We start from the raw sequence: 26,192 nt of genomic DNA, 5'->3' as shown, positions 1-26,192 counted from the left end.
GGAAACAAGCCAAATATCACTGGCGACGTTTTATCACCTGGACTCAAGATACCATGGAGTATGAGCTAAATACGTTATTGGAAGGTTATGGTGATCAATTTGCAATTAATTTTTCTTGAGCACTTAATAGGCATACCACAAACATATCTTGCTGGTAATGATTCATTTGATAATTTTCATCACGGGGAAATTTATTTCTATTATACCGTGAACATAGATTCTGATAATATTGTTAGTCAGACTTGGAAAGGTCAGATTGATACCGTTCCTCCTTCGACATATTTAGACTGTGAATGATGATGGTTGATGATTAAATCACAGTTATTATAATAATAACATTTTTAATATTAATTTTTTTTCGTTGAGTTTTTTATTGACCTTTTGCATTGACTTACAAAAGGTCAATTTTTTAATGGGTACAATAGTGGCTTATAGGAGTCCTAATATTTTAATTTACAAACCTTAGCTTTATAAAGTATCATTCAAAAAATAAATGACACTTATATAGGATGTTATAATTTTGAATATAGTTAATAATTGATGAAGTAAATCATTTAATAAATTTAAAGGACATGCTCTGTGATAGTAGACCATTCACGTCATATTTTGCCGTCTTATATCCATCTTGGAGGTTATTTATGGAAAAACTCAAATCGTAGTAATCACTTATTTTATCTATGGTTAAAATACTTACGGAATTATCAATATAGCCTGTTATACGATCCCCAATTTTTATATCTGGGTATGCTGGAATTCTCATCACGATTTTTGACAAATCTAAAGTTTTTTCATCATCAAGTCCTTTAATTGTTGGTGCAGAAAAAGAAACTGAACTGATACTATCAACAACCTGTACGTTTGTTGAATTTGACTTACGGCCTTCGTTGAATACATTTATGATTGAATAAGTGACAGCATAATTTCCTTCTGGGATCTCATCTATGTTGAAATAGAACGAAAGAAAACTCTCAAGATCTTCTGGATTCTCTGGATTATTTAAAATATGTGTTTTACTTATTTGTTCAGAACCAAACCAAAGATGGATTTTATCATATTTTGAGTATCCTAAGTATTTAGGAACGTTAACCTTAATTTCCCCTGATATTTTGGACTTATCTAAAATACCATTTTGGGATTGAGGTAAAACAGGCGCATCTAATAAATATTTTTCAGTAGACATGGAATTTCCTTTTGATATTAATATGTAATTATCTTCATAATAAGTAGTAGTATGAATGATTTTTCGTATTCATTATGAGGTTGTCGTTATTCAGAATAGGTAATATATTGAGTGACTTCCAATGAAAATAATCTATCACTGCGGCTAGTTTTAATTTATATGAATTCAAACTCTGATTAATAGCAGATGAATGGTTATTTTCATTTTTTTACTATATACTTCGAGTGAAGTTGTTTTATTAGCATGAAATTAAGGTGAAAATTATGGCTGTTTATTTTTAAAATGGCCTTTATTTATGATTGATGTGATAACTTGAAATAATAATCATTCCATGAGTTTTCAATCTCGATAAGTAAAGATTAAATAGTATGAAGGTAAAACAGTATAAATATCATAAGCATCTAATGGGAACAGGCGTGTTAACCGAACCTTCAAATCGGTTTATCCATCAGATTTACAGCCCTTACAGAGCTATCCCCAAAGTGATGTATCTCACATTTATTTCACTCTGTAGCTATAACGTGTAAAATAGCAGCATATTTGTGTTAGATGAATACAGCGGCGTACTGCCACGCTGCATCCATGTAATATTCCTTCAAATAGTAAAAACGGTAAAAATACTTGTCAATTAATAACTTAAGAAATATCGCCATCATCGCTCACGTCGACCATGGCAAAACCACGCTGGTTGATAAACTTCTGCAACAGTCCGGTACTTTCGGTGAGCGTGCTGCAACTACTGAGCGCGTGATGGATTCCAATGATCTGGAAAAAGAACGTGGTATCACTATCCTTGCAAAAAACACTGCTATCAAATGGAATGATTACCGCATCAATATCGTAGATACCCCAGGCCACGCCGACTTTGGTGGTGAGGTTGAGCGTGTAATGTCAATGGTAGACAGTGTTCTGCTGCTGGTTGATGCGATGGATGGCCCAATGCCACAGACTCGCTTTGTAACCCAAAAAGCTTTTGCTCATGGTTTGAAGCCTATCGTGGTTATCAATAAAGTTGACCGTCCTGGCGCACGTCCTGATTGGGTTGTGGATCAGGTATTCGACCTGTTCGTGAACCTCGGTGCAACAGATGAGCAACTGGATTTCCCAATCATTTATGCTTCTGCGTTGATGGGGGTTGCGGGTAACGATCATACTGATATGGCTGAAGATATGACTCCGCTGTATCAAGCAATCGTTGAGCACGTAGAACCACCTAAGGTTGATCTTGATGGCCCATTCCAGATGCAAATTTCTCAGCTGGATTACAACAACTATGTCGGGGTTATCGGTATTGGTCGTATCAAACGCGGTACGGTAAAACCAAACCAAAACATCACCCTCATCGACAGCGAAGGTAAAACTCGTAACGGTAAAGTCGGTAAAGTTTTCAGCCACCTGGGACTGGACCGCATTGAGTCTGATAAAGCGGAAGCAGGTGATATCATCGCGATTACTGGTCTGGGTGACCTGAACATCTCCGATACCCTGTGTGAAGTCAATGCGGTTGAAGCATTACCAGCACTGGCGGTTGATGAGCCTACCGTAAGCATGTATTTCTGCGTAAACACTTCACCATTCTGTGGTCGTGAAGGTAAGTACGTGACTTCACGCCAGATCCTTGATCGTCTGAGAAAAGAGCTGGTTCACAACGTTGCACTGCGTGTTGAAGAAACCGAAGATCCGGATGCTTTCCGTGTATCAGGCCGTGGTGAATTGCACCTGTCTGTTCTGATCGAGAATATGCGTCGTGAAGGTTTTGAACTGGGAGTTTCTCGTCCGAAAGTTATTTTCCGTGAAATTGATGGCCGTAAGCAGGAACCTTTTGAGCAGGTAACTCTGGATATCGAAGAGCAGCATCAGGGTGACGTGATGCAGGCACTGGGTGAGCGTAAAGGCGAAATGCGTGACATGTTGCCAGATGGCAAAGGCCGTGTTCGTCTGGATTACGTGATCCCAAGCCGTGGTCTGATTGGCTTCCGTACTGAATTCATGACCATGACTTCCGGTACAGGTCTGCTGTACGCAACATTCAGCCACTACGACGATATCCGCCCGGGTGAGATTGGCCGCCGTCAGAATGGTGTACTGATTTCCAACGGACAGGGTAAAGCCGTTGCTTACGCTCTGTATGGTTTGCAGGAGCGTGGTAAGTTGTTCCTCGGCCACGGTACTGAAGTGTATGAAGGCCAAATCATCGGTATTCACTCACGTTCTAATGACCTGACTGTTAACTGTCTGACTGGTAAGAAACTGACTAACGTGCGTGCGTCAGGAACCGATGAAGCGACAACACTGTCTCCGCATATCAAGAAAACGTTGGAACAGGCGTTAGAGTTTATTGATGACGACGAACTGGTTGAAGTTACTCCGCAGTCAATTCGTCTGCGTAAGCGTCATTTGACTGAAAACGATCGTCGTCGCGCAAGTCGTAGCAAAGAAGTTTAATTTCTTGGCGACACATTACGTGTGACCGATTGAATGCAAATAGCTTAGGGTGTTTCGGCACCCTGAGTTTTTTATAATATCCCACAGCATCTTCTCTGCCATCTATTCCTGGTAAATCTGCCTGTACAACGAGTCAGGGCTTCAGTTGCGACTCATGAAATTCAACAACCCTCCGGCAAAAAATAATTTGCTTATTTTTTTGTCTACTCATCCTTTTTTCTTAACAAGATTATGATAAAAGTACCAAACAATAAGCATCAGTCAGGAGGGATTATGCTGTATATTTTCGATATGGGTAATGTGATTATTGATATTGATTTTAAAAGGGTACTGGCTGTCTGGAGTAATTTGAGTGGAACGCCACTGGCAACACTGACACCGAAATTTTCATTGGGTGAACTCTTTGAAAAACACGAGTGTGGGCAAATCAGTGACAGGCAATTTGCAGAAATGATGTGCGATGAAATGGAAGTTTCGCTCAGTTTTGAACAGTTTGAAGAAGGCTGGAATGCGGTTTTTATTGGTATCAGGCAAGAAGTCATTGAATTAATGAATAAATTGCGTGCTCAAACGCATCGTGTGGTTGTACTGTCAAATACAAATCGTCTGCATTTTAATTACTGGCCTGTGCGTTACCCAGAGATTGCAGCATCAACGGATTTCCTTTATTTATCTCAAGATCTAGGTATGCGTAAACCGGATCCTGACGTTTTTAAATATGTGCTGGAAACTGAGGATGTGACGGCAGAGCAAGCGGTATTCTTTGATGATGTTTTTGGAAACGTTGAAGCTGCGAGAAAATCAGGAATCAATGCAATCCATGTGACTGACAGGAGCGTCGTTCCTGAGTATTTTAAAAGGCATGATTTTTCACTTCCCACAGACACTTAATATCTTTCGCTTATTGCGGGAGATATTTTCCTCCACCCTCCTTGCCCAATAGGGCAAGGATAACAGGCAAGAAAAATGATCGGACTCATTCAGCGTGTAACACAGGCAAAGGTTGTTGTTGAAGGTGAAACTATTGGGGAAATTGGACAGGGATTACTGGTGTTATTGGGTGTTGAAAAAGACGATAACCCGCAAAAAGCCCGGCGATTATGCGAAAAAATAATGGGATATCGGGTATTCAGTGATGAGCAGGGAAAAATGAATCTGAATGTTCAACAAGCTCAAGGCAGTTTGCTGGTTGTGTCCCAATTTACATTGGCTGCGGATACCCAGAAAGGCTTAAGGCCAAGCTTTTCTGGTGGCGCTGAACCTAAAAAAGCGGATGAACTTTATCGCTATTTTGTTGAACAGTGCCGTGTAACTGGTGTAAAAACAGAAATGGGGAAATTTGCCGCAGACATGAAAGTCAGTTTGACAAATGACGGGCCGGTAACTTTCTGGCTGCAAGTGTGAAGTGGGTGGAATATTTCAATGGATTGATTTTTAAGACAATACAATAAATTACGCTAATAACCCACGGTGTGCTGCATACGTTTCCCTGATTATACATGACAACACACAAGAGAAGGGGCTGTTTCTATGTACCACCTGAGAGTACCTCAAACAGAACAAGAGTTGGAAACCTATTACCAATTTCGCTGGGAGATGCTGCGTAAGCCGCTTCACCAGCCTATTGGTTCAGAGAAAGATGGTTACGATTCTATGGCTCATCATCAAATGGTGGTGGATGAACATGGTAGTCCGCTTGCTGTTGGGCGCTTATATATCAATGCGGATAATGAAGGTGCTATCCGTTTTCTGGCTGTACATCCCCATGTTCAGCGGAAAGGGCTGGGTACACTGATTGCGATGGCTTTGGAATCTGTAGCCAGACAGGAAGGGGTGAAACGGGTCGTTTGTAGCGCACGGGAAGATGCTGTTGATTTCTTCGATAAATTGGGTTTTCAAAACCGTGGCCTGATCAATGGCGCCAAGGCGTCACCGATTAACCACTTTCTCATGATCAAACCTATCGTAAGCCTTGATGATATTCTGCATCGTCCTGACTGGTGTGCCGAATTGCAACAAGCATGGCATAAACATATTCCCCTGAGTGAAAAGATGGGGCTTCGTATCACTCAGTATACAGGGCAGCGTTTTATCACAACGATGCCTGAAGCCGGAAACCAAAACCCACACCACACTATTTTCGCCGGCAGTTTGTTTTCACAGGCCACTTTAACGGCATGGGGGCTGATTTGGTTGCTGTTACAGGAGCGCCAACTGGGCGGAGACATCATTTTAGTGGATGCCAATATGCGTTACCGGCAGCCGATTACCGGGCGCCCCAGTGCAAGTGCGGATTTTAATAACATGAGTGGTGATCTGGCCCGCCTTGCCCGGGGCAATAAAGCACGTGTAACACTGGAAGTGCAGGTTAGCGGTGAACACGGAGTTGGTAGCGTATTCACCGGCACTTATATTGTTATGCCACCCGAACGTTTTGCTACAGCTTGATTTTCTCGCAGTTTTGGCTCTCGATTGCAGAGTGATTATCTGCTGTAGCGTGTCCCGCATCCGGGCTTTCTACAGGAGAATGTGCTGTCGTCGGGGTACAGCGACTCGTTGAAATCAAACCTTGCTCAATAGACTGTGACTCTTTGTCTGATGATTTATTTTCGGCATTCAATGTGCCATTGATTGTTCCTTTAATATCATCAGCAGAGAGGTTACCAGTAATTGCCAGTGAGAAATTTCCTTCTCCTTGGATATTGAGCGGTATCCAACCCCATTGTGGCAGGATATTCAAATCCGCATTCATTCCTGTGAAATTGAGATTAAAAGGGATTTGGGAAGGGAGTTGTTCAACGGTTCCGGTCATTTTTAGCAGCCCGTCACCTGTGAAGGCATCTAATTTATCAATAGTTACCTTGCCATCTGTAGCGTGCAGTTGCAGATAAGGGCGCGCAATCTCAATTTTGTTGAATGTTCCTCCGGTGGCTTGCAGATAGGCTTTACCATTCCACAATCCCCAGTTGCCATTTTTCAGAATATCCATCGTATCAATATGACCTGAAAGAGTGGTTAACTGGAACGGAAAACCGGGATTGGCATCAATCAGCAGAGTATTATTGATGGTAATGTCATTTAATTGCAGTCCTGAAATCCATTCTGGTGCGGTTTTTCTGAAATTGTTGAGCCATTCTTCTGGCAGGATATAAAGTAACCCGGTTACAGCGCTATTCTTGATAGTCAGTTGGCGGTTTTTGCGATCCCACTGAGACTGGATATTAAACAATCCCTTTTGATAATGGGTTGTCAGATGAGCAATGGTAAAAATATCATCAGAAAAACGGAGTTTCCCAAGCGTGTCGCTGAACTGTGCATTATTGAATGCCATATTCATCGCATTAAAATCAATCAACCCATCTTCAGCCTCCCAACTGCCATTAACCAGCCCCAAATTTTTGACGGTGCCATCTAAATAATCGACTGACCAGTTTGAGCCTTGCATCTTGGCATTGGTGATATTGAGGTCTTTAATGTAAGTAGCGGGAAGATAGCTGATTTTTTCCTTCAATGTGCTCAGTGCCATCGGCGATTGCCAGCGAATATCGCTGATTAGGATATTGTTCAATTTCCAACTGCCGTCCGGCAACCGCTGACCGTCACCAGAAATAGCACCCTGTAGGAATGTTGCGCCGAACGCATCGACAGTCAGGATCTTATCCTGATAACTGCCTTGCACAATGACATTTTCAACCGGAATATCATTTAAACGGATTTCAGAGGCGCTGAATTGATATTTCCCGTTACCAAACGGGTTTTCCACAGTAGGAACCCAAGGCGTAATGCCACCAGTAATATTTTTTCCTTGAATGCCAGTATTCGGGTTGTTTAACTGAACATTCATCTGGTTCAGTTGCAAAATATCAGCTTGTAACGGAAGAGGAAATTGGTTTGCTGACGGTCTTCCTGATAATAATATCAGGGTTCCCTGTTGCAGTGTCAGACGATGAAGATTCTGGGATGTCAGCAGATCCTGCCACTTAAAATCAAGGTTGATGGTTTTGGCATTGAGTGAAAAGGGACTCTGTTTATCACTGATATCCGCATGGATTAATGTCAGGGTGGCAGGTTGCCGCCAACTATGGCTGATGCCCGTAATGTTGATTTGGTAATGTCCTTGCTTGCTGAGCCACTGACTTAACTGTTTAGCTCCCCAGTGGGTTTGAATAACAACATAGATAACTATCATTGCTAAAATCAGCAACAATATAAGTGTGACAAAAAATTTCCCTAACCACTTCATGAACGCACCTCAGCATGGCCTCCTAATCGAAATCCTTTTATGCCGCAAAATGGATAGGCACTCAATAGCTGGCACTGATAAAAATATGAATTGGTGTACTTTTGGGTTAGTGAGTAAAGATATTGCGAATAACTACGCAAAATGGATGCAAAAAAACTCCCGCGATTACAGCGGGAGGGACACAACAAGCATCCAAACTTACCGGCTATTTTTCTTGAGGAAAAATCAGGTTCAGCAAAATGGCGGTCAGGCCACCTGCCGCAATACCCGAAGAGAGCAGGTTTTTCACCCAATCGGGGGCAAACTGCAAAATCAACGGTTGTTGAGAGACGCCTAAACCTACAGCCAGTGACAATGCGATGATCATAATCGCACGGCGATTCAGTGGCTCACGGGAAACGATTCTGACGCCAGAGGCGGCGATGGTGCCAAACATAACAATCGTCGCTCCTCCCAAGACAGGTTCGGGGATATGTTGCACAAAACCTGCCACCGCAGGGAACAATCCCAACAGAATCAACATGGATGCAATAATGTAACCGACATAGCGGCTGGCAACACCAGTAAGTTGGATCACGCCATTATTCTGACCAAAGCAGGAATTTGGAAACGTGTTGAAGACCGCTGAAACCATTGAGTTGAGGCCATTTGCCAACACGCCTCCCTTGATGCGTTTCATGTATAGCGGGCCTCTGACTGGTTGCTCTGAGACGTCCGACGTTGCCGTGATATCGCCAATGGTTTCCAGTGATGTCACCATAAAAATCAGAATAAGCGGGATCAGCAGATTCCAGTCAAAAGACAGGCCATAGTAGAGTGGTGTGGGGACTGTCACGATTGGTGTATCTTCCGTTGATTTCGAAAAAGGTAGCATATCCATGTACCAAGCCACCAGATAGCCTATGGCCATGGCAATAACCAAAGACGCGACGCGTAGGTAAGGGTTACTCTGGCGGTTTAGCAGTACGATAACGGCAAGGACAATACCTGCTAACAGCAGATTCCCGGGAGCGCCAAATGTGCCGTTTTGAATGGCAGAGTAACCGCCGCCAATCGAGGTTAACCCGACTTGGATCAGAGACAAACCGATAATCATTACCACAATACCGGACACCAGCGGTGTAATGATCCTTCTTGCCAGATGGAGTACACGGGATAGCAGAACTTCGGTCATTGAAGCAACCATCAATGTACCAAACAGGGTTGCCATCATCGTTGGTACATCCGCACCTCCGTTTTTCAGCGCCATGCCACCCATGATAAGTGGGGCAACAAAGTTAAAACTGGTTCCCTGAATTGAAAGCAAACCAGAACCAATTGGTCCCCAAGAGCGAATTTGAATAAGTGATGCTAAACCTGAGGCAAACAGGGACATACTGATGATGCGCTGCGTATCTTGCTCAGGAAGCCCAAGCGCCTGACAAATCAATATCGCTGGAGTGATAACCGCGACAAACATCGCCAGCAAATGTTGGCATGCCGCAAATAAGGCATGCGGGAGAGGAGGCTTATCCTCAAGGCGATAGAGCAGTTCATTATCTGCCGTGTTGGGAACCGAATTGTTGGGAACTTCTGATGGGTTGGCTTCACGGGTTAAATTGACCATGTAGTGAAATTCCAGAGGGACAAAGAAACGCATTTTAATGATCTTCACTATGAAAGCAATCGTTTGCCTAAAGTTTTCATTGTGAGATACGGCTTAATTTCGTCACATTTTTAAATATTTTAACTTGTGTTTATTAATAATTTTCTTTCTAATCCAACCCTTACCTGCTCTTGGCGTTTTTATAGGATGATTATAACGTCACATTAAGTTCACATAATTTTAACAATAGATGGGGTACATAAATGTATCATCTGGATATTTATGGCACGCTCGTTGCTGCCACACTTGTTTTGTTACTAGGAAGAAAACTCGTACAATCAGTCTCATTCCTTGAGAAATATACAATCCCTGAACCTGTCGCAGGTGGGTTATTGGTCGCTTTAGTATTACTGGCGGTTAAACAAACCACGGGTTGGGAAGTCGGTTTTGATTTATCACTCCAAGAACCCCTCATGTTGACGTTCTTTGCCACAATCGGCTTGAACGCTAACCTTGCCAGCCTGAGAGCGGGCGGAAAACTTTTGATCCTTTTTATCTTCGTAGTTGTTGGCCTGTTATTGGTACAAAACACGGTGGGTATCGTATTGGCGAAAATGCTTGGCCTTGATCCACTCATGGGATTGCTGGCGGGATCTATTACGCTTTCCGGCGGGCACGGAACGGGTGCTGCGTGGGGTAAAGTCTTCACAGAACGCTACGGCTTTGAGAATGCGACTGAAGTCGCTATGGCCTGTGCGACATTCGGCCTGGTTTTGGGCGGTTTGATCGGTGGCCCGGTTGCTCGTTTTTTGGTGAGAAATACCAAAACGCCGGGTTTGGGTACAGAAGATACAGAGCTTCCGACGGCATTTGAGAAACCCTATACGGGTCGGCTTATCACGCCATTAGTGATGGTGGAAACCATTGCCATGATTTCCATTTGCTTATTGGCAGGCAGTTTTATTGAAAAGCAATTGCAAGGTACGGCCTTTGAATTGCCAACATTTGTATGTGTACTGTTTATTGGGGTTATTCTCAGTAATGGCCTGTCTTGGCTTGGTTTTTATCGGGTATTTGACCGAGCGGTTTCAGTATTGGGTAACGTGAGTTTGTCACTGTTCCTTGCAATGGCGCTGATGAGCCTGAAATTGTGGCAGTTGGCTTCCCTTGCGCTACCGATGCTGGTTATTCTCGCTGTACAGACAGTCGTAATGGCTCTGTATGCTGTTTTCGTCACTTATCGTGTGATGGGCAAAAATTATGATGCAGCAATATTATCAGCGGGTCATTGTGGTTTTGGTTTGGGCGCAACGCCAACGGCTATCGCGAATATGCAGGCGATTACTGACCGCTTTGGGCCATCACATGTGGCATTCTTGCTTGTGCCGATGGCAGGGGCATTCTTTATTGATATCGTTAATGCTGCTGTTATCAAACTGTATCTGTTGTTACCGGTGTTCCCATCTGTTGCAGGTTAATTTGACACGTTTGTGATATGGCCTGGTATTTTGGCTAAAATATGCCGCTGAAATATATTCAGCGGCATTTTTTTACTGTTTATTGGATAGAATAGATTACGTTAGGCATGGCTGTATTGTGAGCGATCCGGCAGCCAGCGTTCAATTAACGCTTTGGCATGTTCAGGGTGGTGCTGGTGGATGTAACGGGCAATGCGTTGAACTTCAGGCAACATATTTTGGTCCCGCAATAAATCTGCGATCCTGAATTCAGCATTACCCGTTTGGCGCGTACCGAGTAATTCACCCGGCCCCCGAATCTCTAAGTCTTTCTGGGCAATCACAAAACCATCATTACTATCCCGTAAAACTTGCAGGCGTATTTTAGCTGTGTTGGTCAGTGGGGTTTTATAGAGCAGAACACAGTGTGAAGCAACGGCTCCACGCCCGACACGCCCACGAAGCTGATGTAATTGAGCCAAGCCCAAACGTTCGGGGTTGTCGATGATCATCAGGCTGGCATTCGGCACATCAACACCGACTTCAATGACGGTAGTGGCAACCAGCAATTGCAATTCCCCCTGTTTGAAAGATTCCATGATGCTTTGTTTTTCTGCGGGTTTCATTCGCCCATGCACTAAGCCAATTTTCAGTTCCGGTAATGCCTGTGCCAGTTCTTCACTGGTTGCTTGTGCTGCTTGTGCTTCCAAAACGTCAGAATCTTCAATCAGCGTACATACCCAGTAGGCTTGGCGTCCTTCATCCAGGCAGGCGCTTTTTATGCGTTGGATAATGTCGTTTCGGCGGGTATCAGGAATGGCAACTGTTGTTACAGGCGTTCGCCCTGGCGGGAGTTCGTCAATAATGGATGTATCCAGATCCGCATAGGCAGTCATTGCCAACGTGCGTGGAATAGGGGTTGCGGTCATGATCAACTGATGAGGGTGGAAGCCTTGCTCGCGGCCTTTTTCCCATAATGCAAGGCGTTGATGAACGCCAAACCGGTGCTGTTCATCAATGATAACCAGTGCCAATCCCGCGAATTTAACTTGCTCCTGAAACATTGCGTGAGTACCAACAACCATGCTGACTTGACCACTTGCAATCGCCTCTTGCTGTGCCTGACGAGCCTTGCCTTTCTGCTTGCCCGCCAGCCAGCCGACTTGAATACCGAGGGGTTCAAGCCATTGGCGGAAAGTATTGGCATGTTGTTCTGCTAACAGTTCTGTGGGAGCCATTAACGCAACCTGCTTGCCGTGAACAATGGCGCGAACGGCCGCCAGTGCCGCCACCAGCGTTTTCCCCGATCCTACATCGCCTTGTATCAAACGCATCATAGGGACGTTTTTTTCCAGATCGTATTCTATCTCTGCAACGACACGGGTTTGTGCCCCTGTGGGTGAGAACGGCAATTGGCTGAGAAGCTGTTGTTTCAGTGAATTATCCGCTGTGAGCGGCTGGGCGTGAAAGCGCTGAGTTCCCGCCCTGACTGCCAGCATACTTAAATGATGTGCCAGCAATTCTTCCAGAATTAACCGACGTTGAGCCGGATGTCGGCCATTTTCCAAATCAGTCAGGGAGATATCCGGTGGAGGACGATGCAACGTATACAACGCATCGGGCAGGCTGATCATCTTCCGGCTGAATTCTTCCGGCAGCAATTCATTAATGGCACAGGTCTTCAATATCTCTAATGCCTGATCGATCAACTTGCGCAGTGCTGTTTGGCGCACTCCCTCTGTTGTGGGATAGATAGGCGTTAATGTATCTTGCAACTGGACACGATTGGCGTGTTGCTGAACTTTATATTCAGGATGAATGATCTCCGGCCCTTGATTCCCACGACGGATTTCACCATAGGCAACCACGTGCTTTCCTTCGGCCAGATTATTTTTCATGGCGGCGGTGAAATTGAAGAAACGCAGGGTCAATATGCCGGTGCCATCACTGATTTGGCAGGTCATGATGCGCCGGCGTCCAAAAACGACATTGGTATGCAATACTTTACCCGTTACCGTAGCATAAATGCCAGGTAGTAACTCATTAATAGTGTACAGACGGGTTTGATCTTCATAACGTAGGGGGAGGTGCAGCAGTAAATCCTGTAGATTGACCAACCCTAATTTGGCGAGCTTAGTGACCTGATTGGCTCCAACACCATGTAAAGTGGTTAAGGGGATGGCATCAAGTAGTTGGCCTTTCATGTGATGTCTCCGTCGGTGTGAGTTATTTCCTTGTATACCTGTCGTCTTTCACGTTGCCGCTTTGTTGGCGGCGTTCATTCACCCCAGTTACATAGTGAGCTATGCTCCTGGGGATGACTGAAAGGCTCCTGCCTCTCACCGGAGGCCAGCCTTTGGCTGGGCAAATTCGTTCCCGACGAATTTGTCATTTCCCTGCCGCCGTGCTGCATCTCAAAATCCATTGGGTATAGATGATGCAGCCGTTGCCTGCATTGCTGCCCACCACGATTCACTTGCGATGATTTGCCCTTGTTTATCAATCAATGGTTGTTCCAGGCCCTTGCGCCGGGAAACCGCAGCCAAAACGGGATATCCTCCTTCGAACAGCAGTTTTTGCTGTTCCTCTTCGGGCAGAGTGCTTTCTTCTCTCTGATACATGCCAGCCAGTTGGCGTTGCCGTTGTGCTTCATACAGGATCAGGGCAGATGCGACGGAAACATTCAGTGATTGCACCATGCCTGCCATCGGGATGATAATGTCATGATCTGCCAACGCGATAGCTTGTTTTGAAATACCTTTCTTTTCCTGCCCCATAATAATGCAGGTAGGTTTAGTGTAATCAATTTGGCGGAAATCGACGGCTTTATCAGAAAGATGAGTTGCCAGCACCTGCATGCCATCGGATTTAAATTGCTGAATGGCTTGCTCGACAGTGGAATGTGTCTTGACTTGAACCCAACTGTTGCTGCCCGCCGCAGAAGCGAGCTGAGTTCTTAATTGCTCTGTGGGCCAAATGGCATGGATTTGGTGGATGCCAACCGCATCCGCAGTACGGATGACGGCGGATACGTTATGGGGTTTGTGAACTTCTTCTAAACAAATCGTCAGGTCAGGTTGACGCATTGCCATCATCTGGCAAATGCGAGCGTAACGTTTAGGATTCATAACCTCTAGTTTCGATTACGGCTGACTCGCATTACATCTGGCATTACACGTATCTTACGCATGATATTCGCCAACTGGATACGGTCTTTGGTCGTCAGCCTGATGAAAGCACAATAAACGCGGCCATCTTTTTCCTCCGTATTCATGCTTTGAATGCTGGAGTTTGCATCATTGATAGCAGCGGTCAGATTTGCCAAAGCGCCTTGATGGTTAAACATATCAACTTTAATTTCGGCAATAAAATCGCTATTGATATCTTTATCCCACTCCACGTGCATGAATTTTTCCGGTTCTTTCTGATATCCACGGATATTGCGGCAGGATTCGTGATGGATTACTAACCCTTTTCCCGGGCTGATGTGAGCGATAATCGGATCACCCGGAATTGGGCGGCAACATTTAGCAAAGGTAATCAGGATGCCATCAGCGCCTTTGATAGGTAGCTTACGAGCTGTATTGCCGTTGTTGTTTGACTCTTTATCCGATGTACCGAGTAATAAATTACGAGCGACAACCACACTCATGGCATTGCCTAACCCGATCTCCGCCAGTAAATCATCCAAAGTCGCAAGCTTCATTCTTGCCAGCTCTTTGTCGATATTTTCCTGTGGTATATCGGTGATTTTTGTTCCGTTACCCAGTGCATGGTTGAGCAAACGGCGACCCAACCCAACAGAATCATCCCGTTTCAGATTTTTCAATAACTGACGGATCTTGGCGCGCGCCTTGGAACTGACGACAAAGTTCAGCCATGCAGCATTAGGACGTGCACCGGGTGCTGTGATGATTTCGACAGTTTGCCCACTGCTCAGCGTCTGTGAAAGAGGATATGGCAGACGATCAACACGTGCGCCTACGCAGGCATGGCCGATATCTGTATGGACGGCATAGGCAAAATCGACAGGGGTCGCTCCCGCAGGTAATTCAACAATTCGCCCTTCAGGGGTAAAAACGTAAATCTCATCGGGGAACAAATCAGATTTCACGCTTTCAATAAATTCAAAAGAACTGCCGGCACTTTGTTGAAGCTCCAACAAGCTTTGCATCCAGCGTTGAGCACGAACTTGTGCGGTTGTACCGGATTCTCCCTGTTCTTTATAAGCCCAGTGTGCCGCAACCCCCATTTCCGCCATTTGATCCATATCTTCAGTACGAATCTGGACTTCAACAGGAACCCCATGCGGGCCAATAAGGGAAGTATGCAGAGATTGGTAGCCGTTGGCCTTAGGGATTGCAATATAATCTTTTACTCTGCCGGGGCGGGGCTTATATAAGCTGTGCATTTGCCCCAGTACGCGGTAGCAGGTATCAAGATTATTGACGATGACCCGAAAAGCGTAAATATCCATGATGGAATGGAAACGCTGTTCTTTCAGGTGCATCTTACGATAGATAGAGTAGAGATGTTTCTCGCGACCACTGACAGTACACTCAATGCCAGCATCCGTTAACCTGCCTTCAATTTCCGACAAGATTTTTTGGATCATCTCCTTACGATTACCGCGGGCGGCTTTGACGACCTCTTTAATGACGCGGTAACGATTGGGATACAGGGCTTCAAACCCAAGCTCTTCCAGTTCCGTTTTCAGGTGATGGATACCCAGACGGTGGGCCAAAGGGCTATAAATTTCCAGCGTTTCCCTCGCAATGCGCCGCCGTTTATCGGGGCGCAGGGAGCCAAGGGTTCGCATATTGTGTGTGCGGTCTGCCAGCTTGATCAAAATGACGCGGATGTCCTGCACCATTGCCATGATCATTTTGCGGAAGTTTTCGGCCTGAGCTTCCTTTTTGTCTCGGAAGTTCAGTTTATCCAGTTTGGATACCCCTTCCACCAATCCGGCGACGGCCGTGCCAAATAACTGTTCTATATCCTGAAACGTCGTTGGCGTATCTTCAATAACATCGTGCAGAAGTGCTGCCATGAGTGTTTCATGGTCAAGGCGCATTTCGGCCAAAATACAGGAAACAGCGACAGGATGAGTAATGTATGGCTCACCGCTGGAACGGGTTTGCCCTTCGTGGGCATCCCGTGCAACAACATAGGCCTGTTTTAGCAGATCGATTTGATCTTCAGGCAAATATTTCAGAACCAGCTGATTCAGGCTTTCAAACAGATACAAGGCAGACCTACCGTAAAATTAACGACGACCTTCAGCGATGGCAGAAACGGCTTTGATTTCTGCGGCTTCTTGTTCTTGCTGTTCCTGACGCTCACGAACATCAAGAATTTTATTGTTGATAAGGCCTTGCTCGATTTCACGCAGAGCGATAACAGTCATCTTATCGTTTTCTTCTGGAACGAGAGGATCTTTGCCGCCTACTTGCAATTGGCGTGCTCGGCGAGCAGCGACCAACACCAGGTCAAAACGGTTACCAATTTTTTCTACTGCGTCTTGAACAGTTACGCGTGCCATATGTGTGCTACTCCACAGATAAATAAATGACTGGGCATCATACTGAAACTTGGTTCAGTCTGCCAATAATTTGCTGATTAAGGCATCATGCCGCTGCGCCTGACGATCTAATCGTAGACGCTCAGAACGAATAACAGATTGTAAATCGGCGAGTGCCGTATTGAAATCATCGTTGATGATGACGTAATCATATTCGTTGTAATGTTCCATTTCCGCGACAGCTTGAGCCATTCGCTTGGCAATAACTTCTTCGCTGTCCTGGCCACGCCCCCGTAAGCGACGGAGCAACTCTTCCTTAGAAGGTGGAAGAATGAAAACGCTGCGGGCGGCGGGCATTTTCTGACGGATTTGCTGTGCACCTTGCCAGTCAATATCAAGAAAAACATCAACCCCGCTGGCGAGCGTTTCTTCGATAACTTTCCGGGATGTACCGTAATAGTTACCGAAAACACAGGCATATTCCAAAAATTCATCATGCGTGATCATATTTTGGAATTCATCTACTGCGACGAAAAAATAATGTTCACCATGATTTTCGCCTGAACGAGCCTGGCGCGTCGTATGTGAAACAGAAACCTGAGTGTCATACAAAGGCTGAGTTTTTAATAAAGCCTGAATAAGGCTTGATTTGCCTGCTCCACTCGGCGCAGAAACAATATACAACGTTCCTTGGTTCATGATGAATTCTTGACTGATTGGGTATAAATAAATGCAAGCGCAGGAATATAAAATCCCACATAGTATACACGGATACGTCAATCCATGCAGCGTTACAATACATGCCAACGGACATTTCAACAAAATTTTTTCTTAACAAACTGATGTTACGAGTTAATTTTGCGGAACAATTTCAGAAAAAATAAATGGTTGCAGAAATTAGATATTTATTTTTCGAAATGCTTCGCAAACCTGTCTTTTCCATCTTGGTAAAAATCGTCCTGTTTTTTATTCTTTGCTCGTTTTCAGGAACCTATGGAGCAAGGATGCTTAACTTTCTTATCAATTTTTTCATAACAGTAGGGATACTACTATTTAGCATGCCTATGGCATTTGCCAATCAGGCAGATTGCGCGATATGGGCACAGGAAAAAAGGTGGTCACAAGAAAAGCTGCAACTTGAAATAGAACATCTGACACAGCAGGTGGCGAAATGGGATTATCTCTATCGCCAAAAGGGTGTGAGCGAAATAGATGATGAAATTTATGATCAATTACTGGAAACCCTCGCGTTTTGGCAGGGTTGTTTAAATCAGGTAACGGACAACTCTCTTACTGTTTCTGCTTTTAGTACTTCCACGGCCAGAACTTCCACGGTTGCCGATTTACAAGAGGAAAAACAGTCTCATCCTGTCCAGCACACAGGTTTAAATAAGCTGAAAGAATTACACAAGATTCGCCAGTGGTTGCAGGGGAGAGAGGGGGTTTGGCTGCAACCCAAAGTCGATGGGGTTGCGGTTACTCTGGTTTACGAAAAAGGCGACTTAGTGCGATTAATCAGCCGTGGGGATGGCATAGAAGGAACAGACTGGATGGATAAAAGCCCATTTATTTCCAGTATCCCTAAGCAGATAAAAAATGCACCAGAACGCGTGGTATTGCAAGGTGAGCTTTTTTGGCAGCAGGTGCAGCACCAGCAATCTGTTGCGGGCAGCCAAGGAGCACGCAGCAAAGTTGCGGGGTTAATGATGCGAAAGACACCGACACCGGAACTTGAGCAAATAGGCGTCTTTATCTGGGGCTGGCCGGACGGGCCAAATGAAATGCCGGTCAAGCTGGAACGATTGGCAGCAATGGGATTTCCCCTTACACAACAATATAGCCACCCCGTTGCTACCGCAGAAGAGGCCGAAAGGCGGTGGAAAGATTATTTTGTGCAGCCTCTCCCTTTTGCTACCGATGGCGTTGTCTTGCGACAGGAAGTTGAACCTACAGGCCGACAATGGCGAGCAGGTTCAAGTAGCTGGGCTATTGCATGGAAATACCCACTAAGGCAGCAAATGACAACGGTAAAAAATGTTGATTTCACAATAGGCCGGACAGGAAGAATCTCCGTTGTATTAGAGTTGGAGACAGTCAGGTTAGATGATCGGCAAGTCAGCCGTGTCAATATCGGATCTGTCAGGCGTTGGAAACAGTGGAATGTTCATCCGGGCGACAAAATCACGGTGGCGCTGGCCGGGCATGGTATCCCAAAACTCGATAAGGTGGTGTGGCGCATTGCGGAACACTCTGATATCCAACCGCCTGATGAGCAAAATTACCATTCTCTCAGTTGCCTTGCGTTAAACCAGACGAACGATACGAATGATATGAACCAACAATATTGTCAACAACAGTTTATTGCCCGTCTGACATGGCTTGGGGAAAAGTTGAAAATGAAAGGTATTGGACAAGGAACGTGGTCTGCTTTGGTAAAAAGTGGATTGGTGACGAACTTATCGGATTGGTTGGTGCTGGATAGAAAACAACTTGAGGACGTGCCGAATATTGGCGTTAAGCGTGCGGAATTGCTCTTCTCCCAATTCCAGCAGGCAAAATTACAGCCACTTTCATTATGGCGTGAAGCCATCGGTCTGCCTTATGCTAATCGTTTTACGGATAAAATGGGTTGGCAGTGGGAAGAGCCGTTATTACATCCGAATGGGAAAAAATCGTTAACGGCAAAACAAAGAGAAAAGGTCGTGGCTTTTCTACAATACCCAGAGATTAAGGCGCTGATTCACACTTTAGCTTTACAGGGGATTAAATAGAAAGGCGATTAGGTCGGAAAGGGGATTAAGCAGGGGCAAAGGGGTTGCCCCAAACGTGCATGACGCTATTTATTACTAGTGGTCTGTCCCATCATAATTGAAGATAGGTAAACCAAGGCGATAACGAATAGCAACTAACCGGGCCGTTAATCCTGCAATCAGTGTAATCAGGATCACGCTATTCGGATGCAGTGGAGTATGCAATAAGGCGATATAGAGCCAGGCAGCGGCAAAAGAGACGCCTGCGTAGATCTCTTTTTGAAATACCAACGGAATGGTATTGCAAAACATGTCGCGCAGTACACCGCCGAAAACTCCGGTAATTACGGCAGCAATGGCGGCGATAATAGGGCTGTAGTGCATCTCCAACGCAATTTGTGCACCAATGATGGAGAAGACAATTAAACCAATCGCATCAAGAATGAGAAATAAACGGCGTAGGTGTTTCATCATGGGCGCAACCCAGATAGTCAAAACAGCAGCACAAGCAACGGTCACAATATACTCTGGATTTTTTACCCAGCCGAGAGGGTAATGGCCCAGAATAATATCGCGAACGGTACCACCACCGATGGCCGTCACAGAAGCAATAATGATAACGCCGAATACATCCATCTTTCGACGACCTGCGGCTAATGCGCCTGTCATGGCTTCAGCCGTAATACCAATGATATAAAGGACACTTAGTAGCATAAATTTAATCAACTGGAATAACGTAGAGGTAAAGAGTACTGTTGAAACAATAACGTCTCGACTGAAATTTTTTAGTCGAATCTGAATAAAATTAGTTTTTATTATCCGAAACCTCGCAAGATAAGGCAGGAAAATGGTCTTAAAGGAACGTCAGATTACATTCGACAATCGTAGCCATCAGATAACTAATATAAATATCTGGACTCCTGATAGCCAATGGCTGGTATATGATGTTCGCCCTGATGGTGCATCTTTTACAGGCTTAACGATAGAAAAAATTCATGTTGATAACGGGCAGACTGAAATTATCTATCAGGCACAGGATGGAGCTCATGTCGGTGTGGTGACTGTAACCCCTCAGGAGCCAACTCGTTATGCTTTTATTCATGGCCCAGAAAAACCTGATGCACATTGGCAGTATGACTTTCACCATCGTCGTGGTGTGATTGTCTCAGATACTCTGCCGAACGTAGCAGTTAACATTGATGCGATGGACATTACCCCACCTTATACTGCGGGGGCTTTGCGTGGCGGTACGCATGTTCATGTTTTCAGCCCAGATGGCAGCCGTTTGAGTTTCACCTATAACGATCATGTAATGCGTGAATTAGATCCCGCTCTCGATTTGCGTAATGTTGCGGTGGCAGTTCCATTAGGTGCCGTTATTTCAGCAAAAAAACATCCGAGAGAATATGACGGTAACTATTTTTCAGTTGTTGTTAGCCAGACTACCGCGCACCCGCGTCCCGGAAGTGATGACATCAATCGGGCTTATGAAGAGGGATGGATTGGGCAGCAGGGATATCTCAAAGATAATGGTCAACAGCAGCGCTGGGCATTAGCGTTTATTGGGGATACATGCGCCGAAAATGGTGAAAAAATAGCTGAAATTTATCTCGCTGATCTGCCTGAAAATGATGGTGATTACGCCATTGCAGGTCATCAGCCTTTGACCGGAACTGAAACAACATTACCTGCTCCGCCAGCGGGGGTGAAACAGCGACGTTTGACCTTCACGCATGATAAACGTTGGCCGGGTGTTGTGAATGTGCCCCGTCACTGGCTAAGGTCATCGCCGGATGGCAGCAAAATCGGTTTTCTGATGAAAGATGAACAAGGAATTATTCAGCTATGGCATATTTCCCCAAATGGTGGCGAGCCAATGCAGATAACCCACAGTCATAACAGCATACAATCTGCATTTAGCTGGGATAGCCGTGGGCGGTTTATTGCCTGTGTCTGTGACAATAGTGTTATGCTTTGTGATAGTCAGAATGGCGAAATGCGGCGTTTGACGGAGCGTACTGACGAAGCTCCCTCCGCAGATGCAATAGTGATATCACCGAATGATCGCTATGTTGCTTTTATGCGTGATATTGATGGTTACCGGCAAATATTTGTGGTTGAAACCAACATTTGTTGAAACAGATATGGTAGCGATCGCATTGCTGGTTAATGGTTATTAAGGAAAATAAATCGCACCTATGTTCCATTAATCACGATCTTGGGATCTAACAGAATAGAAGTTGAATTTTCCTCCAGTTGCTCGATACGATGCTTAGGCGATTGTTCAGCGCTATTTTGATCGGAACGGGCATAATCATAAGGAAGCAGGAACGTATCCAGAAAGGCCGAAAATGGAAGATCAATCGCGACCAGAGGTTTCATGACCCACCCGCTTTTGTCATCTTTTAACATGTCAATGTTGGCTTTCGCTCCAGAATAATAACCTTGATAGGGGCCACTATGTGTCATAATGCTGGAACAGCCTGTGACAAGCAGTAATCCCAATGTGGTACATAATAATGGAAGCATCTTACGGTTTTTCATCGTTTCCATGATCTCAATGAGTTAATTTGCCAATGTTTAAATACTATTTGCTCTTTAACGCCACTTTTCCAAAGCATGAAGATAAACCTTGAATACTGTTTACCTCTGAATACTATTTACTATAGTCAGGTAATATTCAGTTTGCTATAGCATTTGTCATTAAATTTAATGATTTTTTGTGACGGAAATTTTAATTCTGTTTTATAACTGCCCTTCAGGGGCGGGAAAATATTTATCTCCTCTAATTTGTCAGCAATAAATAAAAGCTATTTAGTGCAATGTTTATTGAATAATGAGGTCTGAGTGACTCATTGGAAAATAAAAACTCGCCCTGAATGAAACGTGGCCAATAAAGATAAAAAAACATGTAATATGTGGTTTAAGACACATACCTTCCTGTTAATTCATGCCAACATTTAATTGATAATGCTGGTATTTATAAAGCATAAGGGAAAATCGACAAACTTCCCAAATGTTAACCTTTGGTAAAGGAAGCGAGTCATGAGTGATATTGCACTGACAATGAGCTTGTTGGCACTGGCTGCCGCATTAGGGTTGTGGATAGGTAATTGGCGAATATATGGTGTTGGTCTTGGGATTGGCGGCGTTTTGTTTGGTGGGATTATTGTCGGCCATTTTGCCCAGACATATTCGCTGTCACTTAGCAATGATATGCTGCACTTCATTCAGGAATTTGGCTTAATTCTATTTGTTTATACTATTGGTATTCAGGTCGGGCCGGGATTCTTTTCTTCCCTACGGGTTTCTGGCCTTAAATTAAATGGGTTTGCTCTCCTGATTGTCATTATTGGCGGTTTGGTTGCGGCTATTATTCATAAATTGTTTGATGTGCCTTTGCCGATTATTTTAGGGATTTTTTCCGGGGCAGTGACAAATACCCCATCGTTGGGAGCGGGTCAGCAAATTCTGGTGGATTTGGGGTCAGAACCTTCACTTATCAGTCAAATGGGCATGGGCTATGCCATGGCTTATCCAATGGGAATTTGCGGTATTTTATTGGTTATGTGGCTGATACGTCTTTTTTTCAGAATTAGTGTTGAACGGGAAGCCAAAGCATTTGATATCCAAAGCAACCACAGTCGGGAAATGCTCCAGACAATGAATATTGCTGTGCGTAATCCGAATTTGGATGGGTTAATGATGCAGGATATCCCTTTGCTCAACAGTGATGACGTTGTGTGCTCCCGCTTGAAACGCGGTGAATTATTGATGGTGCCTCAGCCGACGACGGTGATCCAGAATGGAGATTTGCTTTATCTGGTAGGGCAGCGGGAAGAATTGAACCAAGTCCGTCTGGTGATTGGGGAAGAAGTTGATGTGTCGTTGTCTACCTCAAACAGCATTCTCCAATCGGTCAGAGTGGTAGTGACGAATGATGAGGTACTGAGTCAACGAATTGGGTCGCTCAATCTAAAACAGAAATATGATGTTGTTGTTACTCGCCTCAATCGTGCAGGTATTGAACTGGTTGCCAGTAATAATGCCAGCTTACAGTTTGGCGATATCCTGAATATTGTCGGGCGTCCTGAATCTGTAGAAGCCGTCACAAGGCTATTGGGTAACTCGCAGCAAAAACTCCAGCAAGTGCAGATGTTGCCCGTATTTATTGGAATAGGGTTGGGAATTTTGCTGGGCTCCATTCCGTTGTTTATTCCTGGTTTCCCCGCCGCCTTACGTCTTGGATTAGCAGGTGGGCCTTTGGTGATTGCACTGATTTTGGGACGGATTGGCACGATTGGTAAACTCTATTGGTTTATGCCTCCCAGTGCGAATTTGGCACTGCGTGAATTGGGGATTGTCATGTTTCTTGCGGTTGTCGGGCTGAAATCCGGTGGCAATTTCATTAATACACTGGTGCATGGAGAAGGGTTGGCATGGATAGGCTATGGGGTCTTGATAACGATAGTTCCCTTATTGATTGTAAGCCTACTGGCACGCGTCGTTGCCAAAATGAATTACCTTAGCTTGTGTGGGATGTTGGCAGGGTCAATGACCGATCCCCCTGCGCTGGCTTTTGCCAATGCCATTCAAAGCAACAGCGGGGCGGCTTCGTTGTCATATGCGACGGTTTATCCACTGGCGATGTTTTTAAGGATTATGTCGCCCCAAATTTTGGCTGTTATTTTCTGGGCACTATGACTTAAATCAATGCCAACGACTTAAGTATACTTACTCAATTCATTAAGTGTGCTTTAGATCACAGAATATGGCCTGACTATTCAAATTTGGCCTTAATTTGAGATAGTAGAGGTGATTTAAAGTAAAAAATCCCTGCTTATTCAAGCCATTATATAAATATTTTTCTGGTTAAATATACTCAGTTCAGGGAAGGTGTATAAACAAGGATTGTTTTCCTTTCCTAATCGTGTGTGAAGAATTCTTTTGGGATTCTAATAACTACTGTCCTGTTCGCAGGTAAAAGTCCTCGTTATCATCTTGCTCCCTCCCCCCTAAATGAGGGAGCTTTTTTTTATTGTATTTCTGTTTCCTGCGTTACTCAGCTTTCAGCTTCTTTATGGGCTATTTCTATCTCTTCGGACAGAATGCGGATACCTTCTTCGATTTTTTCCACGTCAGGCACATAATTCATACGCATACATTGATGAGCATGAGGCCAATGATGTTCCAGCCCCGGAAAGAAGAAATGCCCCGGCACCATCAGTACGTTTCTTTTTTTCAACCGTTGATAAAGCACTTCTGTCGTGATTGGCAGGTTTTTGAACCAGAGCCAGAGGAATATTGCGCCTTCCGGTTTATGGATAAGACAACGATCTTCCGATATATGGCGACGAATGATTTCAATTACGTTGTCAACGCGCTGCTTATAAAACGGTTTAATGACGTTTTGCGACAGGCGAAACAGATCATTGCGCCTAATCATTTCCAGCGCGATAGCCGGCCCAACGCCACCCGGAGCCAGACTGATAATGCCATTCATGTTACTGACTGCATTGATGATTTTCTCATTGGCAATGATGATTCCGCAGCGGGAACCCGGCAGGCCAAGCTTAGACAGGCTCATGCACAGAATGATATTGGGATTCCACAGAGGGGTCGCTTCACTAAAGATAATACCGGGGAATGGCACACCGTAGGCATTGTCGATCAACAGAGGAATTTGATGCTGTTGAGCCAGTCCATCCAAACGCAGTAATTCTTCGTCGGTGATAACGTTGCCCGTTGGGTTCGTCGGGCGGGAAACACAAATCAGGTTGATGTCTTCAGAAATATTAAGGTGGTCGAAATCAACGTGGTATTTGAATTGGCCGTCAGGTAACAGTTCTATATTGGGTTTATTGGCGACAAATAGCCCTTCATCCAGGCCCGAATCAGAGTAACCGATATATTCTGGTGCAAGAGGAAACAAAACTCGCTTCATTGAACCGTCTTCAGCGCGACCAGCCAATAAATTGAACAGATAGAAAAAGGCACTTTGGCTGCCGTTGGTTAGAGCAATATTTTGTGGGTGGATCTCCCAACCAAGTTTTTCTTGTAACTCCAGAGCCAAGGCTGTTATCAGGGTGTTTTTCCCCTGTGGCCCGTCATAGTTGCATAGGGTCTCGTTCAATTGACCGCTCGACGCCATATCAGCCAATATTTGTTGGAAATACTCATCCATTTCAGGAATATGTGCTGGATTACCCCCTCCTAACATAATTGCGCCAGGTGTTCTCAGACCTTGGTTCAAGTCATTCATCAGACGGGTAATTCCCGAATCTTGCGTAAATTTGTTTCCGAATTGCGAAAATTTCATAACGGTGTTTGCGTCTGTTTTTTGTATGAGAAAAAGACACCATACCCCGCCCATTACTAGGGTGCAACGGGAAATATGGGTATTCTATGTTGCTATCTTTGTGGCTATCTTTCGTGCGCTGATTTCCGGCACAGGCAATTGACGAGGTGATCGTTTACCAGACCTGCCGCTTGCATAAAGGCGTAGCAGGTAGTACTGCCAATAAACTTAAATCCCCGTTTTTTCAGGGCCGTGGAAAGTGCGTCGGAAATGACGGTTTTGACAGGAACGTCTGCCAGCGTTTTCCAGTGATTAACTTGGGGAGAATCGTCGACAAAGTGCCAGATAAATGGGCTGAACTCTTCACCTTGTTCGGCCATTTGCAGATAAGCACGGGCATTATGAATAATCGCATTGATTTTGGCACGGTGACGTACAATAGCGGGTTTTTGCATTAGTCGCTCGACATCGGTGTCATCCATTTTGGCTATTTTGACGGGATCAAACTGATGGAAGCACTTTCTATAACCTTCCCGTTTTTTCAGGATAGTGAGCCATGATAACCCCGCCTGTTGCCCTTCAAGGCAAATTAGTTCGAAAAGCTGCTTACTATCTTTCAGTGGGTTGCCCCATTCATTGTCATGATAGGCCAGATATTCAGGATCAGAGGTAACCCAACCGCAGCGAATTATTTCCTTGTTCATGAACCGAAC

General features: G+C 44.7%; 20 protein-coding genes. 8 read left to right on the top strand and 12 right to left on the bottom strand.

Annotated features, from left to right (window positions below):
- Positions 1-550: 550 nt before the first annotated feature.
- Complete coding sequence (locus Xenpb_RS15215) at positions 551-1,180, bottom strand: hypothetical protein (RefSeq protein WP_187655094.1); 630 nt, start codon at positions 1,178-1,180, stop codon at positions 551-553.
- Positions 1,181-1,801: 621 nt separating this feature from the next.
- Between Xenpb_RS15215 and typA the strand changes: the two genes are divergently transcribed.
- The 4 genes from typA to fabY all read left to right on the top strand — a co-directional run bounded on the left by typA (position 1,802) and on the right by fabY (position 6,073).
- Positions 1,802-3,625, top strand: coding sequence for a ribosome-dependent GTPase TypA (gene typA, locus Xenpb_RS15210; RefSeq protein WP_187655093.1), 1,824 nt, complete (start codon positions 1,802-1,804; stop codon positions 3,623-3,625).
- Positions 3,626-3,898: 273 nt separating this feature from the next.
- Complete coding sequence (gene yihX / locus Xenpb_RS15205; protein WP_187655092.1) at positions 3,899-4,516, top strand: glucose-1-phosphatase; 618 nt, start codon at positions 3,899-3,901, stop codon at positions 4,514-4,516.
- 75 nt (positions 4,517-4,591) lie between these two features.
- A complete protein-coding gene (dtd, locus tag Xenpb_RS15200; protein WP_187655091.1) occupies positions 4,592-5,029 on the top strand; it encodes a D-aminoacyl-tRNA deacylase in 438 nt (145 codons plus the stop codon).
- A 126-nt stretch (positions 5,030-5,155) separates the two neighbouring features.
- On the top strand, positions 5,156-6,073 hold the full coding sequence (gene fabY, locus Xenpb_RS15195; protein ID WP_099112918.1) for a fatty acid biosynthesis protein FabY: 918 nt from the start codon (positions 5,156-5,158) through the stop codon (positions 6,071-6,073).
- On the opposite strand, the gene Xenpb_RS15190 is transcribed toward fabY, so the two are convergent.
- Positions 6,063-7,868 carry an AsmA family protein gene (locus Xenpb_RS15190; protein WP_187655090.1) on the bottom strand — a complete coding sequence of 602 codons (1,806 nt, stop codon included), beginning with the start codon at positions 7,866-7,868 and terminating at the stop codon, positions 6,063-6,065. The two genes, fabY and Xenpb_RS15190, sit on opposite strands and share 11 nt — an antisense overlap.
- Positions 7,869-8,073: 205 nt before the next feature.
- On the bottom strand, positions 8,074-9,474 hold the full coding sequence (locus Xenpb_RS15185) for a uracil-xanthine permease family protein (RefSeq protein ID WP_255523157.1): 1,401 nt from the start codon (positions 9,472-9,474) through the stop codon (positions 8,074-8,076).
- Between the two features lie 242 nt (positions 9,475-9,716).
- Here Xenpb_RS15185 and gltS point away from each other — a divergent pair, with 242 nt between their 5' ends.
- Positions 9,717-10,931: a sodium/glutamate symporter gene (gene gltS, locus Xenpb_RS15180; protein WP_187655089.1), complete on the top strand. Its 1,215-nt coding sequence runs from the start codon at positions 9,717-9,719 to the stop codon at positions 10,929-10,931.
- Between the two features lie 101 nt (positions 10,932-11,032).
- On the opposite strand, the gene recG is transcribed toward gltS, so the two are convergent.
- The 5 genes from recG to gmk all read right to left on the bottom strand — a co-directional run bounded on the left by recG (position 11,033) and on the right by gmk (position 17,130).
- Entirely contained in the window at positions 11,033-13,114 is a 2,082-nt protein-coding gene (gene recG / locus Xenpb_RS15175) for an ATP-dependent DNA helicase RecG (RefSeq protein WP_187655088.1), read from the bottom strand.
- Between the two features lie 210 nt (positions 13,115-13,324).
- A complete protein-coding gene (gene trmH / locus Xenpb_RS15170) occupies positions 13,325-14,038 on the bottom strand; it encodes a tRNA (guanosine(18)-2'-O)-methyltransferase TrmH (RefSeq protein WP_187655087.1) in 714 nt (237 codons plus the stop codon).
- A gap of 5 nt (positions 14,039-14,043) precedes the next feature.
- Positions 14,044-16,158, bottom strand: a complete 2,115-nt coding sequence (gene spoT / locus Xenpb_RS15165) for a bifunctional GTP diphosphokinase/guanosine-3',5'-bis pyrophosphate 3'-pyrophosphohydrolase (protein ID WP_099112922.1) — start codon at positions 16,156-16,158, stop codon at positions 14,044-14,046.
- An 18-nt stretch (positions 16,159-16,176) separates the two neighbouring features.
- The gene (gene rpoZ / locus Xenpb_RS15160) at positions 16,177-16,452 is read right to left on the bottom strand and encodes a DNA-directed RNA polymerase subunit omega (RefSeq protein WP_074020086.1); all 276 of its coding nucleotides are present in this window, start codon (positions 16,450-16,452) and stop codon (positions 16,177-16,179) included.
- A gap of 54 nt (positions 16,453-16,506) precedes the next feature.
- Positions 16,507-17,130: a guanylate kinase gene (gene gmk / locus Xenpb_RS15155; RefSeq protein WP_047963910.1), complete on the bottom strand. Its 624-nt coding sequence runs from the start codon at positions 17,128-17,130 to the stop codon at positions 16,507-16,509.
- Positions 17,131-17,489: 359 nt separating this feature from the next.
- Between gmk and ligB the strand changes: the two genes are divergently transcribed.
- A complete protein-coding gene (gene ligB, locus Xenpb_RS15150) occupies positions 17,490-19,202 on the top strand; it encodes an NAD-dependent DNA ligase LigB (RefSeq protein ID WP_255523155.1) in 1,713 nt (570 codons plus the stop codon).
- A 75-nt stretch (positions 19,203-19,277) separates the two neighbouring features.
- Here the strand turns inward: ligB and Xenpb_RS15145 are convergent, their stop codons facing one another.
- Positions 19,278-19,895, bottom strand: coding sequence for a trimeric intracellular cation channel family protein (locus Xenpb_RS15145; protein WP_187655085.1), 618 nt, complete (start codon positions 19,893-19,895; stop codon positions 19,278-19,280).
- Between the two features lie 133 nt (positions 19,896-20,028).
- Here Xenpb_RS15145 and Xenpb_RS15140 point away from each other — a divergent pair, with 133 nt between their 5' ends.
- Positions 20,029-21,318, top strand: coding sequence for a DUF3748 domain-containing protein (locus Xenpb_RS15140; RefSeq protein WP_187655084.1), 1,290 nt, complete (start codon positions 20,029-20,031; stop codon positions 21,316-21,318).
- A 59-nt stretch (positions 21,319-21,377) separates the two neighbouring features.
- Here Xenpb_RS15140 and Xenpb_RS15135 read toward each other — a convergent pair whose 3' ends face one another.
- Positions 21,378-21,725, bottom strand: coding sequence for a YceK/YidQ family lipoprotein (locus tag Xenpb_RS15135; RefSeq protein WP_187655083.1), 348 nt, complete (start codon positions 21,723-21,725; stop codon positions 21,378-21,380).
- A 501-nt stretch (positions 21,726-22,226) separates the two neighbouring features.
- Here Xenpb_RS15135 and Xenpb_RS15130 point away from each other — a divergent pair.
- Positions 22,227-23,885, top strand: coding sequence for a putative transporter (locus Xenpb_RS15130; RefSeq protein ID WP_187655082.1), 1,659 nt, complete (start codon positions 22,227-22,229; stop codon positions 23,883-23,885).
- 358 nt (positions 23,886-24,243) lie between these two features.
- Here Xenpb_RS15130 and Xenpb_RS15125 read toward each other — a convergent pair whose 3' ends face one another.
- Positions 24,244-25,500 (bottom strand): valine--pyruvate transaminase, encoded by a 1,257-nt coding sequence (locus Xenpb_RS15125; RefSeq protein WP_187655081.1) that lies wholly within the window; start codon positions 25,498-25,500, stop codon positions 24,244-24,246.
- 104 nt (positions 25,501-25,604) lie between these two features.
- On the bottom strand, positions 25,605-26,171 hold the full coding sequence (locus tag Xenpb_RS15120; protein WP_187655099.1) for a DNA-3-methyladenine glycosylase I: 567 nt from the start codon (positions 26,169-26,171) through the stop codon (positions 25,605-25,607).
- Positions 26,172-26,192: the final 21 nt, after the last annotated feature.

Origin of the sequence: Xenorhabdus sp. PB62.4, from assembly GCF_014467285.1 — a bacterium.
Taxonomy (GTDB): domain Bacteria; phylum Pseudomonadota; class Gammaproteobacteria; order Enterobacterales; family Enterobacteriaceae; genus Xenorhabdus.
Note: the sequence above shows the minus strand (reverse complement) of the source record. Positions and strands in the feature narration are given on the sequence as shown.

Coding starts and splice junctions, on each gene's coding strand:
- Xenpb_RS15215 (WP_187655094.1), bottom strand. CDS start 1,180: ATGTCTACTGAAAAATATTTATTAGATGCGCCTGTTTTACCTCAATCC.
- yihX (WP_187655092.1), top strand. CDS start 3,899: ATGCTGTATATTTTCGATATGGGTAATGTGATTATTGATATTGATTTT.
- dtd (WP_187655091.1), top strand. CDS start 4,592: ATGATCGGACTCATTCAGCGTGTAACACAGGCAAAGGTTGTTGTTGAA.
- fabY (WP_099112918.1), top strand. CDS start 5,156: ATGTACCACCTGAGAGTACCTCAAACAGAACAAGAGTTGGAAACCTAT.
- Xenpb_RS15190 (WP_187655090.1), bottom strand. CDS start 7,868: ATGAAGTGGTTAGGGAAATTTTTTGTCACACTTATATTGTTGCTGATT.
- Xenpb_RS15185 (WP_255523157.1), bottom strand. CDS start 9,474: ATGGTCAATTTAACCCGTGAAGCCAACCCATCAGAAGTTCCCAACAAT.
- gltS (WP_187655089.1), top strand. CDS start 9,717: ATGTATCATCTGGATATTTATGGCACGCTCGTTGCTGCCACACTTGTT.
- recG (WP_187655088.1), bottom strand. CDS start 13,114: ATGAAAGGCCAACTACTTGATGCCATCCCCTTAACCACTTTACATGGT.
- trmH (WP_187655087.1), bottom strand. CDS start 14,038: ATGAATCCTAAACGTTACGCTCGCATTTGCCAGATGATGGCAATGCGT.
- rpoZ (WP_074020086.1), bottom strand. CDS start 16,452: ATGGCACGCGTAACTGTTCAAGACGCAGTAGAAAAAATTGGTAACCGT.
- gmk (WP_047963910.1), bottom strand. CDS start 17,130: ATGAACCAAGGAACGTTGTATATTGTTTCTGCGCCGAGTGGAGCAGGC.
- ligB (WP_255523155.1), top strand. CDS start 17,490: ATGCCTATGGCATTTGCCAATCAGGCAGATTGCGCGATATGGGCACAG.
- Xenpb_RS15145 (WP_187655085.1), bottom strand. CDS start 19,895: ATGCTACTAAGTGTCCTTTATATCATTGGTATTACGGCTGAAGCCATG.
- Xenpb_RS15140 (WP_187655084.1), top strand. CDS start 20,029: ATGGTCTTAAAGGAACGTCAGATTACATTCGACAATCGTAGCCATCAG.
- Xenpb_RS15135 (WP_187655083.1), bottom strand. CDS start 21,725: ATGAAAAACCGTAAGATGCTTCCATTATTATGTACCACATTGGGATTA.
- Xenpb_RS15130 (WP_187655082.1), top strand. CDS start 22,227: ATGAGTGATATTGCACTGACAATGAGCTTGTTGGCACTGGCTGCCGCA.
- Xenpb_RS15125 (WP_187655081.1), bottom strand. CDS start 25,500: ATGAAATTTTCGCAATTCGGAAACAAATTTACGCAAGATTCGGGAATT.